The sequence below is a fragment of the Candidatus Omnitrophota bacterium genome (assembly GCA_028716245.1).
GTDB lineage: Bacteria > Omnitrophota > Gorgyraeia > Gygaellales > Profunditerraquicolaceae > UBA6249.
In genome coordinates this window covers 162,125-181,995 of the sequence record JAQUQW010000001.1, presented here as the reverse complement: position 1 = coordinate 181,995, position 19,871 = coordinate 162,125, and the positions used below count along the sequence as shown (strand labels likewise).

The 19,871-nt window shown below is 43.9% G+C and carries 17 protein-coding genes and 2 tRNA genes; all 19 read right to left on the bottom strand.

The annotated features are described in order from the left end of the window. Positions 1-3 precede the first annotated feature (3 nt). Complete coding sequence (gene rpoC / locus PHG87_00965; protein ID MDD5476771.1) at positions 4-4,038, bottom strand: DNA-directed RNA polymerase subunit beta'; 4,035 nt, start codon at positions 4,036-4,038, stop codon at positions 4-6. Then, positions 4,038-7,442: a DNA-directed RNA polymerase subunit beta gene (rpoB, locus tag PHG87_00960; protein ID MDD5476770.1), complete on the bottom strand. Its 3,405-nt coding sequence runs from the start codon at positions 7,440-7,442 to the stop codon at positions 4,038-4,040. The genes rpoC and rpoB overlap by 1 nt, the downstream gene beginning before the upstream one ends. Before the next feature lie 70 nt (positions 7,443-7,512). Further along, positions 7,513-7,896: a 50S ribosomal protein L7/L12 gene (gene rplL / locus PHG87_00955; protein MDD5476769.1), complete on the bottom strand. Its 384-nt coding sequence runs from the start codon at positions 7,894-7,896 to the stop codon at positions 7,513-7,515. Positions 7,897-7,999: 103 nt separating this feature from the next. After that, on the bottom strand, positions 8,000-8,527 hold the full coding sequence (gene rplJ / locus PHG87_00950; protein MDD5476768.1) for a 50S ribosomal protein L10: 528 nt from the start codon (positions 8,525-8,527) through the stop codon (positions 8,000-8,002). Positions 8,528-8,602: 75 nt separating this feature from the next. Continuing rightward, positions 8,603-9,283: a 50S ribosomal protein L1 gene (gene rplA / locus PHG87_00945; protein MDD5476767.1), complete on the bottom strand. Its 681-nt coding sequence runs from the start codon at positions 9,281-9,283 to the stop codon at positions 8,603-8,605. Positions 9,284-9,286: 3 nt separating this feature from the next. Next, the gene (gene rplK / locus PHG87_00940) at positions 9,287-9,712 is read right to left on the bottom strand and encodes a 50S ribosomal protein L11 (GenBank protein MDD5476766.1); all 426 of its coding nucleotides are present in this window, start codon (positions 9,710-9,712) and stop codon (positions 9,287-9,289) included. Positions 9,713-9,714: 2 nt separating this feature from the next. Next, a complete protein-coding gene (gene nusG / locus PHG87_00935) occupies positions 9,715-10,242 on the bottom strand; it encodes a transcription termination/antitermination protein NusG (protein ID MDD5476765.1) in 528 nt (175 codons plus the stop codon). Further along, the gene (gene secE / locus PHG87_00930) at positions 10,239-10,430 is read right to left on the bottom strand and encodes a preprotein translocase subunit SecE (protein ID MDD5476764.1); all 192 of its coding nucleotides are present in this window, start codon (positions 10,428-10,430) and stop codon (positions 10,239-10,241) included. The genes nusG and secE overlap by 4 nt, the downstream gene beginning before the upstream one ends. A gap of 32 nt (positions 10,431-10,462) precedes the next feature. Beyond that, positions 10,463-10,533, bottom strand: a tRNA-Trp gene (locus PHG87_00925). 4 nt (positions 10,534-10,537) lie between these two features. After that, on the bottom strand, positions 10,538-10,687 hold the full coding sequence (rpmG, locus tag PHG87_00920) for a 50S ribosomal protein L33 (protein MDD5476763.1): 150 nt from the start codon (positions 10,685-10,687) through the stop codon (positions 10,538-10,540). Between the two features lie 12 nt (positions 10,688-10,699). After that, a tRNA-Thr gene (locus PHG87_00915) sits at positions 10,700-10,772 on the bottom strand. 163 nt (positions 10,773-10,935) lie between these two features. After that, on the bottom strand, positions 10,936-11,742 hold the full coding sequence (gene rsmA / locus PHG87_00910; protein MDD5476762.1) for a 16S rRNA (adenine(1518)-N(6)/adenine(1519)-N(6))-dimethyltransferase RsmA: 807 nt from the start codon (positions 11,740-11,742) through the stop codon (positions 10,936-10,938). Continuing rightward, complete coding sequence (gene pdxA / locus PHG87_00905) at positions 11,715-12,707, bottom strand: 4-hydroxythreonine-4-phosphate dehydrogenase PdxA (GenBank protein MDD5476761.1); 993 nt, start codon at positions 12,705-12,707, stop codon at positions 11,715-11,717. The genes rsmA and pdxA overlap by 28 nt, the downstream gene beginning before the upstream one ends. Then, entirely contained in the window at positions 12,664-13,575 is a 912-nt protein-coding gene (locus PHG87_00900; GenBank protein MDD5476760.1) for a peptidyl-prolyl cis-trans isomerase, read from the bottom strand. The genes pdxA and PHG87_00900 overlap by 44 nt, the downstream gene beginning before the upstream one ends. Then, a complete protein-coding gene (gene mfd / locus PHG87_00895; protein ID MDD5476759.1) occupies positions 13,559-15,469 on the bottom strand; it encodes a transcription-repair coupling factor in 1,911 nt (636 codons plus the stop codon). The genes PHG87_00900 and mfd overlap by 17 nt, the downstream gene beginning before the upstream one ends. A gap of 59 nt (positions 15,470-15,528) precedes the next feature. After that, on the bottom strand, positions 15,529-17,733 hold the full coding sequence (gene secD / locus PHG87_00890) for a protein translocase subunit SecD (GenBank protein MDD5476758.1): 2,205 nt from the start codon (positions 17,731-17,733) through the stop codon (positions 15,529-15,531). 24 nt (positions 17,734-17,757) lie between these two features. Beyond that, positions 17,758-18,036 (bottom strand): preprotein translocase subunit YajC, encoded by a 279-nt coding sequence (gene yajC, locus PHG87_00885; protein ID MDD5476757.1) that lies wholly within the window; start codon positions 18,034-18,036, stop codon positions 17,758-17,760. Position 18,037: 1 nt separating this feature from the next. Beyond that, positions 18,038-18,283: a 30S ribosomal protein S16 gene (gene rpsP / locus PHG87_00880; protein ID MDD5476756.1), complete on the bottom strand. Its 246-nt coding sequence runs from the start codon at positions 18,281-18,283 to the stop codon at positions 18,038-18,040. A gap of 102 nt (positions 18,284-18,385) precedes the next feature. Beyond that, on the bottom strand, positions 18,386-19,864 hold the full coding sequence (gene trpE, locus PHG87_00875) for an anthranilate synthase component I (GenBank protein ID MDD5476755.1): 1,479 nt from the start codon (positions 19,862-19,864) through the stop codon (positions 18,386-18,388). Positions 19,865-19,871: the final 7 nt, after the last annotated feature.

Sequence of the window (19,871 nt, the reverse complement as noted above, 5' to 3'; positions counted from 1 at the left end):
AGGTTATTCCTTTTTCTCTTTCTTTTCCTCGCTGTTTTCAGCTCCTACTTTTACTACTTCAATATCGCGATGGGCCCTAAATCCGGTACCAGCCGGAATCAAGTGCCCAACGATAACATTTTCTTTTAAACCAAATAATTCATCCCGTTTACCGCTGGTTGCCGCCTCGGTTAGAACGCGGGTAGTTTCCTGAAAACTGGCAGCGGAGATAAAACTCTCGGTAGTAAGCGAAGCCTTGGTAATGCCCAAAAGCAGGGGCGTTGCCTGAGCCGGCTTGCCGCCTTTTTTGATCACCCGGGTATTCTCTTTTTGGAATACCCATTTATCTACCTGCTGGGTAGCCAAAAACTCCGTATCACCCGGATCCTCAACCCTTACTTTTTTGAGCATCTGGCGGATAATTACTTCGATATGCTTATCATTAATCCGCACTCCCTGCAAGCGATAAACCTCCTGCACTTCATTTACCAAGTACTCCTGCAAAACCTTATCGCCGCAGACACTTAAAATATCCTGCAAAACTACCGGACCGTCGGTAAGCTGCTGGCCGGCGGTAACTTTATCCCCTTTGTAAACATTCGGATGTTTACCATGGGGAATAATATATTCCCTGGCCATGCCGGTTGCCGATTTTATAATGATTACGCGCTGATTTTTCTTGGTTTCCCCAAACTCAACAAACCCGTCAATTTCACTGATAATGGCCGGATCCTTCGGGCGCCTGGCTTCAAAAAGCTCGGCAACGCGCGGAAGGCCGCCGGTAATATCGCGGGTTTTAACAACGGTACGCGGAATTTTTGCCAGGAGGTCTCCTCCGCCTACCCGTTCGCCATCGCGAACAATAATGTGGGCGCCGATAGGAATAGGATATATCCCTAAAACTTCTTTTTTATCATCCAGGATAACTACCTGAGGATGATACTCCGGCTTATGTTCAACCACTACGCGCTCAGCTAATTTTGTGACCGGATTAATCTCTTCACGCATCGTAACATTTTCGCGTAAATCTTCAAAACGCACTATACCGCCAACTTCAGTAAGCACCGGTAAGGTATAAGGATCCCAATGCACAAAAGATACCCCCTTGGTAACCTTTTCTCCGTCGGCAATAAGAATGAACGCGCCTTGCGGAAGCGGATAACGCTCTAGTTCCCGGCCCTGGGCATCGTTAATACTGATTGCCCCATTTCTGTTTAAGACGACATACTCTTTATTCTTAAGCGTAACCCTTAAATTATGATATTTGATTATACCTTCATTCTTGGCTTTAATAAATGACTGCTCAATAGTCCTTGAGGCGGTACCTCCGATATGGAATGTCCTCATGGTCAACTGCGTACCGGGCTCACCGATACTCTGGGCAGCCACAACCCCGACAGCTTCTCCTAATTCGATTAACCTGCCGGTAGAAAGATTGCGGCCATAACATTTAGCGCAAACTCCCCTTCCGGATTCACAGGTTAAAACGCTGCGAATACGGATTTTTTCAATTCCTAATCTTTCAATCTGTTCGGTCTTCTCCTCGGTTATTTCGCTTCCCTGCTCAACAATAACCTCATCGGTAATAATATCAACCACATTGTCCAAAGCAACTCTTCCGATGATCCGGTCTTTAAGCCCGACCACCTCTTCGTCACCTTCAGTAATCGCCGAAACCGTAATACCATTAAGCGTCCCGCAATCCTCCTCGCAAATAATCACCTCTTGAGCAACATCGACCAGCCTGCGGGTTAAATAACCTGCATCCGCGGTTTTAAGCGCAGTATCAGCCAAGCCTTTTCGCGCGCCGTGGGTAGAAATAAAATACTCTAAAACATTCAAGCCTTCGCGGAAATTTGCCGTAATCGGGTTCTCAATGATTTCCCCGCTGGGCTTAGCCATCAGGCCGCGCATACCGGCAAGCTGCCTGACCTGCAGGCGCGAACCGCGCGCCCCGCTGTCTGCCATCATAAAGATCGGGTTAAAAGAATCCATACCCTTAAACAAAAGATCCGAAATTTTATCCGTCGCGTGCGTCCAGATATCAATTACCTTGGATTTACGCTCGCTGTCAGTAATGATACCTTTACGGTATTGATCTTCAACCTTAGCTACCTCTTCTTTAGATTCTTTTAAAACTTGGGGCTTATCTACGGGAACAGTCATGTCATCAATTCCAATAGAGATACCGCCCAGGGTGCCCATCTCAAAACCTAATCTTTTAATATCATCGAGCAGTTTAATGGTCGTAGTGTGGCCAAACCTCTTATAGCAGCTAACCACCACATCGCTGACCTTACCTTTATTTAAATCACAATTGACAAACCCAAACTCGGGAGGCAAGGCCTGATTGAATAATACCCGGCCGACAGTAGTCGTGATCATCTGCTTTGCGTCAATGGCCTTTTTCTGGTCAAAATTATATAAGCTATGAACGTAAATCTTGATTTTAGCGTGTAACTCCACTGCCTTATCATCATAAGCGATTAAAACTTCATCAGGGCTGGAGAAGATTTTTCCCTCGCCTTGCGCGCCTGCTTTTTCCCGGCTCAAATATGCCAGGCCCAAAATTATATCCTGAGTAGGAGAAATTACCGGCCGGCCATCAGCAGGAGAAAATATGTTATTAATGGCCATAATGAGCACCTTGGTCTCTAATTGTGATTCCAAGGATAAAGGCACATGCACAGCCATCTGATCCCCGTCAAAGTCGGCGTTAAAAGCAGTACAAACTAATGGATGTATTTTTATTGATTTTCCTTCGATTAACAACGGCTGGAATGCCTGAATACCTAAACGGTGCAGGGTCGGGGCACGGTTGAGCATGATCGGATGGTCTTTAATCACTTCATCCAAAATATCCCAGACTTCGATCTTACCGCGCTCAACCATTCGGCGGGCGCCTTTGATCGTATGTACAAACCCTTTTTCTCTTAATTTCTTAATAATAAACGGCTCAAATAACTCCAGGGCCATCTGTTTAGGAAGCCCGCATTCATGAAGTTTTAACTCCGGGCCCACAACAATTACCGAACGCCCCGAATAATCTACGCGCTTACCCAGAAGATTCTGGCGGAACCTTCCCTGCTTTCCTTTAAGCATATCGGAAAGGGATTTCAACGGACGGTTATTGGCGCCGTTTACCGGCTTACCATGGCGGCCATTATCCAAAAGCGCATCCACTGCTTCCTGAAGCATGCGCTTTTCATTGCGGATAATAATCTCAGGGGCACTTAACTCCATTAATTTCTTTAAACGATTATTGCGGTTAATTACCCGGCGGTATAAATCATTAAGATCGCTTGTGGCAAACCTTCCGCCCTCCAAAGGAACCAGGGGGCGCAAATCCGGAGGGATTACCGGAACAATTTCTAAAATCATCCATTCCGGCTTATTCCCGCTTTTCTTAAAATCCTCGACAATCTTTAAGCTCTTAATCGCTTTGCGGTTATTTAAAACGTCTTTGGATTTCTCTAAATCTTTCCTGAATTTACGGCAGACCGCATCCAGGTCTAATTCCTTCAAAAGTTCGCTGATTGCCTCGGCGCCAATCTTGGCCTTGAAACTTGCGCCATATTTGCTCAGCGCTTCCTGATATTGTTCATCGGTAAGCAGCTCTTTTTTCTTTAATGGCGTACTCCCGGGATCCACTACAACATATTCCTCATAATAGATAATTCTTTCCAAATCCCTTAAGCCGATATCTAAGAGCGCGCTCATCCTGCTGGGCACAGCCTTAAAAAACCAGATATGCGTAACCGGCGTAGCTAAATCAATATGCCCCATGCGTTCGCGCCGGACACTTGAACGATCAACCGTTACTCCGCAACGGTCACAGGTAATACCTTTGAATTTTATGCCTTTATATTTACCGCAATTACATTCCCAGTCACGCACCGGGCCAAAAATCTTTTCACAAAACAGGCCGTCTTTTTCCGGCTTGAGGGTGCGGTAATTAATCGTTTCGGCTTTTTTGACGTCGCCCTTAGACCATCCTTTAATTACCTGAGGGCTGGCAATCTTAATTGAAATACTGTCAAACGATACGATCTCTTCCATTATTTAGCCTTTTCTGTCTTGATATCAAGACACAAGCCTTGCAATTCCTTGATTAGAACATTAAATGATTCCGGAGTCCCGTGAGTTAAACGCTGCTCACCCTTAACAATCGCTTCATAAATCCGCGTCCTGCCGCTGACATCATCACTCTTAACCGTAAGCATCTCCTGTAAAGTGAATGCCGCTCCATACGCTTCTAGAGCCCAAACTTCCATTTCACCTAATCTCTGGCCGCCAAATTGCGCTTTACCGCCTAATGGCTGCTGCGTAACCAAAGAATAAGGCCCGATAGAGCGGGCATGAATTTTTTCATCAACTAAATGGATAAGTTTTAAAATGTACATGTACCCTACGGTAACCTTCTGATCAAAAGGCTCACCGGTATAACCATCGTAGAGGGTAATCTTTCCGTCTTCCGGCAAATCCGCCTTCTTAAGCAACTCCTTGATTTCAGCCTCTTTGGCCCCGTCAAACACAGGGCAACTGACATTTATCCCTAAAACTTTGGCCGCCCAGCCTAAATGGCATTCCAAGATCTGGCCTACGTTCATACGCGAAGGAACGCCTAATGGATTCAAAACCACATCTACCGGAGTACCGTCAGGCATATAAGGCATATTTTCTTCAGGGATAATCCTGGCAACCACACCCTTATTACCGTGCCGGCCGGCAAGTTTATCACCTTCGGAAAGTTTGCGTTTTGTAGCCACATAGACTACAACCCTCTTTAAGATACCCGTGGGTAATTCATCGCCGCGGCGCACCTTTTCAATCTCTTGCTCCTCTTCAGCCAACAACTCCTGCATCTGCTCATCAAAGGAAGCAGCTAAAATCTTTGCCTCTTCATTATCGCTGAAATCAAACTTCTCTACTTTTTTCTTATCTATTCCCAACACCTGAGATAAACGTAAAGTTTTCTCGGCCTGTAAAAATTCGATCTCTTGCTTATAATACGCTTTGAGTTCGCGGATTTTTGCTAATTCTTTAGTCTTTTCTTCTTTAGTTTTACGGCCGCGGTCTTTGCGCTGAAAAACATGAACATCAATAACTATGCCTTCAACTCCGGGAGGGACAATTAGAGAAGTGTCACGGACATCGCCGGCTTTCTCGCCGAAAATTGCGCGCAGCAATCTTTCTTCCGGGCTGGGTTCAGAATCGGTCTTGGGAGTAATTTTGCCAACCAGAATATCTCCGGCCCCAACCTCCGCCCCGACTCGAATAATCCCATCCTCATCAAGATTTCTTAAAGCTTCTTCACTGACATTAGGAATATCACGGGTAATCTCTTCATTGCCCAGCCGGGTTTCGGCAGCTTCAATCTCAAATTCTTCGATATGGATCGAGGTAAAAGAATCCTGCTTAACCAATCTCTCGCTGATAAGAATAGCGTCTTCAAAGTTATAACCTCTCCAGGGCATTAAAGAGACTAAAACATTCTTACCTAAAGCCAATTCACCTTCTTTGGTAGCAATACCATCGGCAATCGCCTGGCCTGCTTCGATACGCTCGCCTAATTTTACCAGCGGCCTTTGATTTATCGAGGTATCGGCATTAGTACGCAAAAATTTCTTCAGATGATAAATTTTCTTACCCACGGTAATGGCGGAAGCATCGACGCTGGTTACTTTTCCGGAATCCTCGGCGATAACTACGGTGCCGGAATCCTGGGCGACTTTTGCTTCCATATCGGTACCAACCAAAGGTACCTCGGTAATCATCAAGGGAACAGCCTGCCTTTGCATGTTTGAACCCATCAACGCGCGGTTGGCATCATCGTGCTCTAAGAAAGGAATCAGGGAAGCAGCGACGGAAACCAGCTGTTTTGCCGAAACATCCATATACTGCACATCTTTTGCCGGCACTTTCGGGAAATCATCCTTATAGCGGCAGGTAACAAATTTATCCACAAAATACCCTTCGCTATCTAACGGGACATCAGCTTGGGCGATAAACTTATCCTCTTCAATGTCCGCGGTCAAATATTCAAATTTTTTAGTCACCCGGCCGTCTTCTACTTTACGGTAAGGAGTCTCGATCAGGCCTAAAGAATTAATCCGCGCAAAACAACTCAAAGAGGCAATCAAACCGATATTCGGGCCTTCCGGTGTCTCAATAGGACAAACCCTTCCATAATGTGAAGGGTGGATATCCCTGACCTCAAACCCCGCCCTTTCGCGGGAAAGCCCTCCCGGCCCTAAAGCGCTTAAACGGCGCTTATGCGTCATTTCGGCTAAAGGATTAATCTGATCCATAAACTGGGATAACTGGCTGCGCCCGAAGAAATCCCGGATTTGATTGCTTAAAAGTTTGGAATTAATCAGGTAATGCACATTTAAATTATCAAACTCACCTAAAATACTCAGCCTCTCTTTGATTGAACGCTCAACGCGGGATAACCCGATACGCACCTGATTTTGAACCAACTCGCCGACGCTCTTTACGCGGCGGTTTCCCAAATGGTCAATATCATCAATTTTACCCGAACCGGCATTAAGTTTAATTAAATACTCGATCACCTTAATTACAGTATCGGAATCAAGTATCCTTTTATCTAAAGACATCTCCATCCCTAGTTTACGATTCAAAATAAAACGGCCGGCTCTTTCTAAATCATATCTGGCCGGATCAAAAAATAATCTATAAAACAAGCCTTCAGCAGCCTCTTTGGTTACCGGCTCCGTCGGCCGCATTTTGCGGTAGAAATCAAGGTATGCTTCTTCTTTATTTTTAGTGTAATCTTTCTTCAGGGTATTAACAATTTCAGGATGCTCTTTGCCAAAAGCGGCAAATATCTGGCTGTCTTCGGAGAAACCTAAGATCCTTAAAATTTGAGTTGCGGGAAAATTCCTGCGGCGGTCAACATAAGCGGTAATGGTTTCGGTAAGATCATATTTAAATTCTAACCAAGCGCCGCGGTAAGGAATAACCCTGCCGTAAAAAATCTTCTTTCCGGTAGGATGCAGCTCTTCTTCAAAAGATACTCCGGGAGATCGTTGCAGCTGGCTAACGACCACCCGTTCATCACCGTTGATAATGAAAGTCCCGGTTTCGGTCATCAAGGGAATCTCCCCAAAATAAGCGTCCTGCTCTTTTGTTTCCCGGGGAGTAGTTAAGCGGAATTTTACTTTTAACGGGGCGGCATAAGTTAATGAGCGATTTTTGGATTCGCTCATTGTGTATTTGGGTTTCCCTAAAGAATAACTGATAAATTCCAGCTTCACTGAACGGTCAGCGTTTTCGATAGGAAAGATCTCACCAAAAACTTCCTGCAAGCCCTGATTTTTCTTTTCTCCGGCCGGCAGATCCATCTGCAGAAATTCACGATAAGTGTCCAGCTGAACATCTAAAAGATCAGGTAAATCGTAGACTTCCTTTATCTTGGCAAAATTTTTTCGTTTAATCATTATTTTATGGCCAGCTTAGGCCTATTTAATTGAACACTTACGTTTTTATTTAACGAAATCTTGCTTAAATTTACTTTAACTCTACGGTAGCACCGGCTGCTTCCAGTTTCTTCTTCATTTCCGCAGCTTCCTCTTTATTGGCGCCTTCTTTGATTGCTTTAGGAGCGGCATCAACTAAATCTTTGGCTTCTTTCAAACCAAGGTTAGTAATCGTGCGCACTTCTTTGATTACTGCGATTTTATTTGCACCGGCACTAGTCAGCACTACAGTAAAAACGCTCTTCTCTTCGGCAGCAGGAGCTGCACCGGCAGCACCGGCAGCAGGAGCTGCGGCCATCGGCATGTTTGCGCTTACACCAAATTTTTCCTCTAAAGCTTTAACTAAGTCAGCCAGCTCAAGAACGCTCATCGTCTCAATTGACTTGATTAAATCTTCCAATTTTGCAGTTGCCATTTCTTCCTCCTTGTCAGTAGGACACACCCGCGTAATTCCTTATAAACGCGGGGTGTTGCCCATAGTGTACCCCCGCGCAATTCCGCTAAGCGCGGGGTACTAGTTAACTTGTTTTTTTCTGTTTAATTTGATCTAAACAATAAACGAACTTCTTTAACGTCTGATTTAAAACAATTGCCAATTTTGAAATCGGAGCATTCAAGGTCACCACTACCTTAGCCCGCAAAACCTCTCTGGAAGGCAGGGTGCTCATCACTTCAATATCTTTTAAACTTAATAATTTATCTTGTAATAATCCGCCTTCTAATACAAGCTTTTCATGATCTTTACGAAAAGCGCACAAAATTCTAGAGGTATCAACCGGCTCATCCTTAAAGAAAATCATTCCGCAGGGCGTCTCTACCGACTTAACTAGATCAACCAGGCCCAATTCTTTCATTGCTCTTTTGGCAATGCTGTTTTTAACTACAAAAAGATCAGATCCTGAGCCTCTAAGGGACTTCCTTAGGGTACTCATGTCGGGGCTGGATACTCCGGAGTATTTAATAATAATCAATCCTTTGGATGACTTAAAACTATCCTTTATGCGATTCCCTGAAGTTTCCTTGATTAATTGGCCGATTTTTTTCATGGTATAGACCTTAAATTGTTTACCACTTCTAAAATTGCTTTTAATAAATTAAACTTTATAAGCAATTTTCTTGTTTTAGCAGATGATCTTTAATCCCGGGTTCATAGAAGCAGTTATACTCAGGCTCTTGACAAATTTACCTTTTACCGATGCCGGCCTTGATTCGTTGACTGCCTCGATCACTTTGGAAGCATTATCATTTATCTGGTTTTCGTCAAAAGAAATCTTGCCTATCGATAAATGCATCCCGCCCTGCTTATCCACGCGAAACTCAACCTTGCCCTTCCTTACATCTTCAATGGCTTTTGAAATATCATTGGTCACCGTGCCGGTCTTAGGGCTGGGCATCAGGCCGCGCGGGCCCAGTATTTTGCCAAGCTTACTTAAATCTTTCATCATTTCAGGAGTGGCGATGGCGCAGTCAAAATCAAGGAACCCTGCGGCAACTTTATCCATTAATTCCGTGCCGCCGACATAATCCGCCTTTGCTTCCCTGGCCTGGCGCTCATGTTCACCTTTACAGAATACCGCAACCCGCACTTTTTTTCCTGTCCCATGCGGAAGCACAACCGTCCCGCGAATCATCTGATCGCTCTTTTTAGTATCCACGCCCAGATTAAAATGCAGGTCGACGGAACCGTCAAATTTTGGCTTAGGCAGTTTCTTCAATATGGCTACCGCCTCTTTTAATTGATAAAATTTATCTTTCTCTACCTGCTTAACTGATTCTTTGTATCTTTTACTCAGCGTTTTCATATTTTATCCTTCAATGGCAATACCCATACTGCGGGCAGTACCTTCAATACTCTTGATTGCCTGATTCATATCATTAGTATTTAAATCCGCTAGCTTTAGTTTGGCAATCTCCTCAATCTGCTTCTTAGTTACTTTGCCGATAATCTCTTTTCCGCTTGTCCCTGATGCCTTGGCTAAATTCGCTGCCCTTTTTAACAAAATAGACGACGGCGGACTCTTAATAATAAAGGTAAAGGTCCTGTCCTCAAAAACACTAATCACTACTGGAAGGATTAACCCATCCCTGCCTTTAGTTTGGTCATTAAACTGCTTGCAGAACTGCATAATGTTTACGCCATGCTGGCCTAGTGCCGGGCCTACCGGAGGCGCCGGATTTGCCTGCGCTGCCGGAACGTGTAATTTAATCTGTGCCTTAATTGCCTTTGCCATAGTTAAACTTTCTCCACCTGCCAGTATTCCAATTCCACCGGCGTAGAGCGGCCAAAGATAGAAACGCTCACTTTTACTTTCCCTTTTTCAGGATAAACTTCTTCGATTGTACCGTTAAAATTCAAGAATGGGCCTTCGTTAACCCTGACCTGTTCGCCTTTCTCAAAAACTATTTTCGGTGACGGCTTGGCCGCGGTTTCTTTGGTGCGTTTAAGGATATTGTCTACCTCCTCCTGAGGCAATGGCACAGGTTTCCTGCCTAACCCGATAAACCCCGTTACTCCAGGAGAATTTTTGACAAAAAGATAGGTTTGTTCGCTTAAATCCATTTCCACTAATAAATACCCCGGAAAGAACTTCCTCTGCGTGATCTTCTTCTTTCCGGCGCGCACCTCGGAAACCTGCTCGGTAGGAATAATAACGCTGGAGATCAAATCTTGCAGCCCTTCGGAAGCCACCTTCTTTTCTAAAGATGCTTTTACTTTTTCCTCAATCCCGGTTTGTGTATGCACAACGTACCAGTTCTTCATTTAAAAACCACACTTAGAAATCTGGACAAAACCAGATCAACTATCCCGATAAAAACCGTCATAATCACCGTAACCGTAATTACCAAAACCGTAGAAGCAAGCAGCTCTTTTCTGGTCGACCAGGCAACTTTGCTTAATTCACTCCTGACTTCATTTAAAAAATTTACCGGTTTTGCTAAAATATTCATAAATCTTGCGCTTCTCTTTTAACCATAGACTACAGGAGCGGCAGGACTTGAACCTGCAGTCACGGTTTTGGAGACCGTTGGTTTGCCATTAACCGACGCCCCTAATATTATTTAATCTCTTTATGCGGGGTATGCTTATGACAAGAGTTGCAGAACTTATTAAGCTCCAGCCTGTCTTGATGCAATTTTTTGTTCTTTGACGTCGTATAATTTCTATTTTTACAAACCGTACATTCCAAGGTTATCGTTTCACGCATATTTTTTTAGTAAGCTGGAGACGAGAATTGAACTCGTGACCCCGTCCTTACCAAGGACGTGCTCTGCCAACTGAGCTACTCCAGCAGCAATGGATTCGCAATGTCGGTTGAGCCAATAAATAAAAAAAATCTACACCCCAAGAAATTACTCAAAACTCTTTCTTTGGTAATAATGAAATTAGATTGGAAGTACTATTTTACTAGATAATCGTGAAAGTAAAGAAGTTTATAATATAATTGCGGGTTTGTCAAGATATTTTTTGACTTTTTTGAGCAAGCTTGGCGAACTCTCCCAGAGAAAGATCTTCCGGGCGTACATTTCTATTAATACCGGCGCTATCCAGAAGCCTTTCTAGCTCCTGCAGCTCCAGTAAACCTTCCAGGCTGTTGCGTAAAGTTTTTCTTCTCTGATTAAAAGCAGTACGGATTAACTTAAAAAATGCCGCTTCATCCTCTACTTTAACCGGCGGTTTCTCTCTAAACTTCAGGGACAAAAAAGATGAATCTACTTTAGGGACAGGTTTAAAGCATCTCTTGTTAATTTCAAAAAGGATCCTGCACTGGGCGTAATACTGCACAAAACAACTAAAAGATCCGTATTCCTTTGACCCGGGGCCAGCGCAAACCCTGCGGCCGAACTCTTTTTGCACAGTCATAAAAACTTCACCGATATTATTACGATAGTTGATCAGATGCTCAATAATCGGGCTGGATATGTAGTAGGGAATATTGCCGATGACTTTTATCTTTTGTTTTATTTTTTCTTCTTGCAAAAATTTATTTATTTCAAATTTTAATATATCGCTTTTTATGATTTTGCAATTGTTACGTGCGCTTAAATTCTGCTCTAGGCTTGGATACAGGCGTTGATCGATCTCAAGAGCATAAACTTTCTTTGTGCAGGCTGCAAGCTGGGCAGTGAAATCGCCGAGCCCGGCACCTATCTCTAAAATAATATCTTCATCGGCCAGCCCGCAGGCGCGGATTATTTTTTGCTGGATATTTTTGTCAGTTAGAAAATTCTGGCCTAGGCTTTTTTTTGGTTTAACGTACATTTTATGGCAAGTTTTATCGCAGTAACCAGTGACCCGGGGAAAGCTCTAGCAGGCTTTTTGGCAATATCAAAAGCCGTCCCATGTAAAGGAGAGGTGCGCACAAAAGGAAGGCCGAAAGTAAGGTTTACCCCGCTGTCAAAATCCGTTAATTTCAAAGGAATAAGCGCCTGGTCATGATAAGCGGCAATTACGCAGTCAAAATTACCTTTTGCCGCCTGTGATATTGCCGCATCGGCAGAAAGCGGTCCGACTATGGAAACACCTTTAACCTTTCTCTTTAAGCTTTTTATCACCGGTATCATAACCTTCTCTTCCTCTTTACCGATTACTCCGTTATCTGAGGCATGCGGATTAACTCCGCAAACAACCAACTTTAGTTTTTTTATCAGGAATAAAGATCTCAAGCCCTTGATTGTCCTTAGAATATTATTTTCCAAACTTTTACGACCCAGTAACCCGCAAACATCCTTAAGCGCCACATGCCTGGTAACCAAACTAAATTTTAATTTATCATTAAGCAGCAGCATTACCAAATCCTTACAACCTGTCTTTTTGCCAAGGTATTCTGTGTGGCCGGAAAATTTAGCTCCTGCCAGATTGATCGCTTCTTTTGAAATCGGGCAGGTAACCAAACAATCAATTTTATTTTCCTTAAGCAGGCCCAAAGCCGCATCGAGGTATTCCAAGCAAGCCCGGCCGTTTTGCGCCTTTAATCTGCCGAAGGCAAAATTCTTGGGATCAACATTATTTAAATCGATTAACTTTAGAGGCAAGGATCGTATTTTTAAGAGTTTAGACGCCTTAGCCAGCACAAAGCTGTTGCCGATAACCGTAAAATCGGCCTGGCCTTTTAATATTTCCAGGGCTTTCAAAGTGATGGCCGGTCCGATTCCTGAGGGATCACCGATAGTAATGCCGACTCTAATTTTCGAGGATTTTAATGTAGGATTGTTTTTTAAGTTCATCTAACCATTTGGCCAAGGCATCCTGCATTTTCTTATCGAATAAATAAACCTGGATTTTAGCCTGCGCCTCATCCAAACCCAATTGCCGGCTTCCAATAATATCATCTAACCTAAAGATATAATATTGCGCATCGATCTTTACCGGATTAGACACTTCTCTTATTCCTAATTTAAATACTGTTTCTTCAATCTCACTGCGCAGCTGCTGCCCCTGCGCAACAGTAAGCTTATCGGTAGTAAACTGGTATTTTGCGGCAAGATCCTCTAATTTTGATCCAACCCTCAATTGATAACTGACGGTTTTAGCCAAATCTTCACTGGGCAGGATAATAACCGTCAGAATCCTCTCTTCCGGCTTCAAAAACTGCCGTCTATTCTGATTATAAAAGCTGGTAATTTCTTCCGGCCAAACCACCACTTTACTGCGCACCTTCTGTTCAACAATGTTATACATGAGCATTTGCTCCCGGATCTTATTCTCCAAATCCGCCTGCACTAATCCCTGTTTAGCCAAATCACGTTCCATTTCCGAATCCGACTGATAACGTTTCTTAATTTCGTTAATTTTTTCTTTTACCCTGCCGGGATCGATACTTATCTTATCGATTTTTGCCTGCGCAAGTATAATCCGGTCTTCGATCAGCCGCTGTAATAAATCCTGCCGCATTGCTTCTACTTTTTCCGCCAAAGCCTTTCCTTTAACTTCGCGTGAATACTGCAGGCGTATATAATTCAAAAAATCATTAAGATCTTTTTGCGTAATAACTTCATTATTCACTATCGCCACTACCTTATCCTGCGCGTAAAGAGCGGGGCTGGAAAAAGTAAAGGTTATTGCCAGGACCAAAAAACTAATTATGCGCTTCATTGAATACCCCTGCTTTCTTAAAGTTAACCACTGCTTCTTTTAATAATCTGCAATAAAGGTCAAACCCGACAGCGCTGATAAATCCATGCTGCTCCTGGCCGAGGATATTGCCGGCCCCGCGGATCTCCAGATCCTGCATCGCAATATTAAAACCAGCGCCCAACTCACTGTATTCCTCGATCGCCTTAAGGCGCTTCCTGGCATCATCCTCTAAAACTAGATTAGGCGGAATCATAAAATAGGCGTATGCGGATCGATTGAACCTGCCCACCCTGCCGCGCAATTGATGCAGATCGGATAAACCAAACATCTGAGCGTTATTTACGATAATGGTATTGGCGTTTGGAATATCGATTCCGGATTCGATAATCATCGTCGAAACCAAAACATCAATATTGCCGCAAATATAATCCGACATGATCCGCTCAAGTAAAGAAGAAGGCATTCGGCCGCAAGCTACGGCAATCCGCACCCCAGCAGGTAAATTTTTGGCGATCTTATCCCGGATTTTTTCAAGATCCATAATCCGGTTATGTAAAAAGAACACCTGTCCCCGGCGCGCCAACTCCCGTTTTATGGCCTGGGTTACCAAATCCGCATCATATTCTACCACAACCGTCTTGATAGGCAACCTATTTTGCGGCGGGGTATTGATCACGGAAAAATCTTTTGCCCCCATCAGGCTCATGTACAAGGTGCGCGGAATCGGGGTGGCCGTTAAAACTAAAACATCTATGGTGGTTTTAAGTTTTTTCAGCTTTTCTTTAGCCTTAACTCCGAATCGCTGCTCCTCATCAACAATAACTAAACCTAGATCCTTAAAAAGCACATCCTCCGAAAGCAGCCGGTGCGTGCCGATAACTATATCCACGCTTCCATCAGCTAATCCCTGGATAATTTCTTTTTGTTGTTTAATGGTTTTAAAACGGGAAAGCATCGCAACGTTTACCGCGAAATTAACCAGCCGGCCGGTGAAATTCTTATAATGCTGCTCGGCTAATATGGTCGTTGGAACCAAATAAGCTACCTGCTTATTATCCATCACCGATTTAAATGCCGACCGCATCGCTACTTCGGTTTTCCCATACCCCACATCCCCGCAAAGCAACCTATCCATGGGTTTAAAAGATTCCATATCGAGTTTAACCTCTGCCATTGCCTTGGCCTGATCGGGAGTTTCTACATACGGAAAGGTTTTTTCAAAATCAGCCTGCCAATCGGTGTCCGCGGAAAACTTAAACCCCTTGGAAGCCAGGCGCATCGCCTGTAAACTCAATAACTCCCAGGCCAGCTTTTGAATACCCTTCCGCGCGGACGCCTTTACCCTCTGCCATTGCTTATTGCCTAAACGGTAGAGTTTGGGCCGCCCCGCGTGAAAAGCAATATACTTCTGCACCAGATGCATGGCATCTACCGGCACATAAAGTTTCTCATTACGGTCATATTCAATCACCAGGTGATCCTTAAGACCGCCTCCTGCTTTAATTTTCTGCATACCCAGGAACCTTCCTATGCCATGCTGGTTATGCACTACAAAATCACCGATATTCAAATCTACGAAATTTTTTAAAGGGAACTCTTCGCTGAACACAGTGCTTCTTACGCCTGAGGATTTTTTATGCGGCAGGACAATAACAATATTATGCTGCCAAAGGGCTTCTCCACTGGAAGGATTAAAAGTTTTGATAGAAATAATTTTTTCATTATCTAATTCAATACGGATTGGCAGCTCAAAAGAAACCGGAAAAATATCAATAATTGCCCCACGGCGGCTAAAATCACCTTCTGCGGAAACCATCTCCTGCCTGCGGTAACCAAAATCAACCAGGGTCTCAAAGAGAGTTTCTAAATGAACATCTTGGTTTAGATATAGCTTGAGAGATTTAAATAACATATTATAAGTAAAAATGGACGCCCCCTTTAAGGGAGGCGTCCATTTTTTGCAGTCTTATTTTATTTAGAGCTTTTGCGGCTCCAAGCAAGTACCAATGGTGAAGCGATATAAACCGTGGAATAGGCTCCGCAGAAGAAACCGATTAACAGGGCAAAAGAAAAATTACCGAGAATCTCTCCCCCGTATAAAAAGATTGCCAAAACGCACAATAAGGTAACCCCGGTAGTCAACACTGTCCTGCCTAAGCATTGATTTACACTCAAATTAATCAATTCGTAAAGATTTAATTTGCGGTAAAGCTTGGCGTTTTCCCGCACCCGGTCATAGACAACAATCGTATCGTTTATTGAATAGCCGGCAATAGTTAAAAAAGCAGTCACACTTAAAAGATCTATCTGCCTGCCGGTTAAGGAAAGCGCGCCTAAGGCAACTAAGACGTCATGAATAAGAGCAATGATACCGGCAATCGCAAAGTTAAAATGCTTGAACCTGAAAGCAACATAGATAAGAATTCCGGCCAATGCCCAGAAAAGCGCCAGCACCGCCTTATCCCTTAAGTGCTTGCCGGCTATAGGGCCAACGCGCTCAATCCTTAAAACCTGAATATCATCCTGGGGAAAACTTTGTTTTAGCCCCTTAGTCAATATCTCATTCTTATCTTCCGATGTCCTGATCAGTAAAACATTCGGGTTATCTTTAAATTGCTGCATGGAAGCGTTATTAAGATTAATCCCATCTAAAACCTTCCTCACCTTATCTACAGAAGGCGGTGTTTTGAACATGTATTCTTGAAGCTGCCCTCCGGAGAAATCTATGCCGTAAGCCTTATTGCCTTTCATTAAAAAAGAAACTAACCCTGCTACCGTAATTACGATAGAAAGCGTATAAAAAATCTTTCTTTTGCTGATAAAATCTATTTTTGTATCCTTAATCAACCTTAACATCGGCAATGATTTCAGGATCCCCGAATTTAAAAGGAGTTCAAAAATCACCCTGGTGACGACAATGGCGGTAAACATGCTGGCAATTAAACCGATAGTTAAGGTAACCGCAAAGCCTCTTATGGGGCCGGTGCCAAATTGAAACAAAAGGAACGCGGCAATCAAGGTCGTAAGATTTGAATCGAATATGGCGCTAAAAGCCCGCTCATATCCATTAGTTATTGCCAAGCGTAAACTTCTGCCCGCGGCCAGTTCTTCCCTTATACGTTCATTAATAAGGACGTTGGCATCCACTGCCATACCTAGAGAAAGAGCAATACCGGCGATACCCGGCAGTGTCAAAGTAGCGGATATGCCGGGAAATATTAAGGGAAGCATACCCAATGACCCTAAGATTATCAGTAAGTTAAGAAAAAGCGCGATATTAGCAATGATCCCGGCTAAAAGGTAATAGGCGGCCATAAAAATAAAAACTAAGCCGATACCGATAACGCAGGCCTTAACTCCCTTGTTTATCGAATCCTGCCCTAATAACGGGCCAATTGTCCTTTCCTCTTCAATATGCATTGGCGCAGGTAATGCGCCTACTCTCAGGACTAAGGCCAGATCCTGAGCAGTTTGAACATCAAACCTGCCGGTAATTACCGCCTCCCCCGAAGGAATCGCCTCCTTAATCCTGGGTGCTGACTGCACTTTTCCATCCAGGACAATTGCCAGCCGCTTTCCGACATTAGCCGCGGTTACTTCGGCAAATTTCTTGGCGCCTGCAGGATTAAACTTTAAAGCAACGATCGGCTCACTGAATTGGCTCTGATCAAAACGCATCGAAGCATCGGTTAAAGAATCCCCCACTAAAACAGCTTTCTTCTCAAGCAGTAACGGCTCATTCTCTTCCTGGGAATACTTTAATTCATACCCCTCCGGGACCGTCCCGGCAATTGCCTCTTTGAGTTTATCCGCATCACTGGAGACAACTTTAAATTCAAGCATTGCGGTTTTACCGATTAAATCAATGGCGCGCGTCCGGTCAGTAACCCCGGGAAGCTGCACCACAATCTCATCCTCGCCCTGCTTTTGAATGGAAGTTTCCCTGACCCCGAACTCATCGATGCGGTTGCGGATAACCTCGACTGCCCGGTCACAGGCATCTAATTTTGCCTTTCCTTCAAGGTGGCTGGTATCAATTTTAAGCAACAGATGCATCCCGCCCTGCAAATCAAGGCCCAGGTTAATATGCTTACTTAGAGGAAAAGTATAAAACGCGCACAATCCAATCACACCTAAGATAAGCAATATTTTATAGGTCAGTTTTCTTTCCATCATTTAACTCCTGTTTTTTGGTATATTTTAAGGCTTTTTAATATAAGCAACGCTGTTTTTTTCAATCTCCATCTTCACGTTTTCATCAATGCGTAAGGTTAAAGTCTTCTCCTTTACATTGACTACCACCCCGTGTATCCCGCCTGAAGTTACAACCTCATCATTTTTATTAATTCCCGCAAGCATTTTCTGGTGCTCTTTTTCCTTTTGTTTCTGCGGCCGGATCAACAGAAAATAAAAAATAACGAAGATTAAAGCTAATGGTAAAAGCTGGACTATCGGATTAACTGCGCTTTGCTGTGGCATATTAAGCTCCTCTGTTAGACTTCTTCAATAAACTCTTTACGGTTGTCGAAAGCTGGGCACCATTTTTTATCCAAGCCGCAATGCGCTCTTTCTTAAGCACTGCCGAGCCGCTGGCCGGTTTGTAATAGCCCAGTTCTTCGATTATCCGGCTATCCCGGCCCCGGCGCTCATCGAAAACAGTGACGCGGAAATGCGGCTTTCCGCCGGGATTTTTACCGATTCTTCTTAGTCGAATATGCACTGCCATTGTGTATCCTCCTTTAAATGAGCGCTTAACTTACGAACACGACAGTGTGAGTAAGTCAATACGCGAATTTATCCCGCCGAATAATTTGAGGCGGGATCTTCTTCATTTGCTAATTGCCTCCATCAAGGCTTTAGCTTTATTCACTGATTCCTGATATTCTTTTTGCGGAACAGAGTCAGCGACAATCCCTGCCCCGGCCTGCACATAAGCCGTGCCATCTTTGAGCAGCAGCGTGCGAATGGCAATGCAAGTATCCAGATTATGCGAGAAACTAAAATAACCGATTGAGCCGGCATATAAGGAACGTTTTAAATTTTCCAGCTCATCGATAATCTCCATCGCCCGGATCTTGGGGCTGCCGGAAACCGTGCCCGCGGGAAACGCGGATCTTAACACATCATAGATATCAAACCTTTTTTTGTCAAGTATCGCGCTTACCTGGCTGACCAGGTGCATTACGTGCGAAAATTTTTCTACGCGCATAAACTCATCAACTTTAACCTTGCCCGGCTTACTTATCCGCCCTAAATCATTCCTGCCTAAATCCACCAGCATCAGGTGCTCAGCCCTTTCTTTCTCATCGCTCAAGAGCTCTTTTTCAAGGCGTAGATCCTCCTGCGGGTTCTTGCCGCGCCTGCGGGTACCGGCAATCGGGCGGTTCTGCACCAAACCATTTTCACAACGCACCAGCATCTCCGGGCTTGAGCCAACAATCGAAAAATCCTTTAACTTAAGATAATACATATATGGTGAAGGATTGAGGCTGCGCAACGACCGGTAAATGGCAAAATCATCCTTTTGCGTCTTAACCTTAAACCGCTGCGACAGGACTACCTGAATAATATCGCCCTTCTTTATATACTCTTTGGCCCGCTTGACCATCCTGACAAATTCGGATTGCTTAAGATTACTGCTAATATGTAATTTTCCGGGTTTAGCCGGGCCGCCTCTCTGGACAACAGAACGGTTGAAGTCATTATATATTGATTCGATCTTTTTAATTGCTTTTTCATAAAGCTTTTTTTTCTTAAGCGGCCCGGAAGTTTTGGGCAGGATAACATTAGTTACTATTTTTATGGTATGATTAAGCCGGTCAAAGATCAAAAGCGTATCCGTGAGGATTAAAAGCGCGTCGGGAATATGCAAATCATCCTTATTTTTATCGGGAATATTCTCAAAGAACCTTACCATATCATAACCGATATAACCCACCAGGCCGCCATAAAAACGCGGCAGGCCCGCCACCTCTACGCTCCTAAAATCCTGCATTATCTTCTTAATTTCAGCCAAAGGGGAGCTATCGGTAATAAAACTCTTTTTCTTATTCCCGGCCGTATCGATAATTTCTATCCGCCTTCCCTTGCTTTTAAAAATCAGGCTGGGATTAGTGCCTAAGAAAGAATAACGGGCAATTTTTTCCTGGCCCTCCACGGACTCCAAAAGAAAAGAGTAATCGCCTTGCTTAATTTTCAAAAAAGCAGAGACCGGAGTATCCAGGTCGGCATTGATCTCCTGGTAAACCGGGACAACGTTGCCCTTATTGCTTAATTTTAGAAATTCTTTAAAAGCCGGCTTGATCAATCGATCC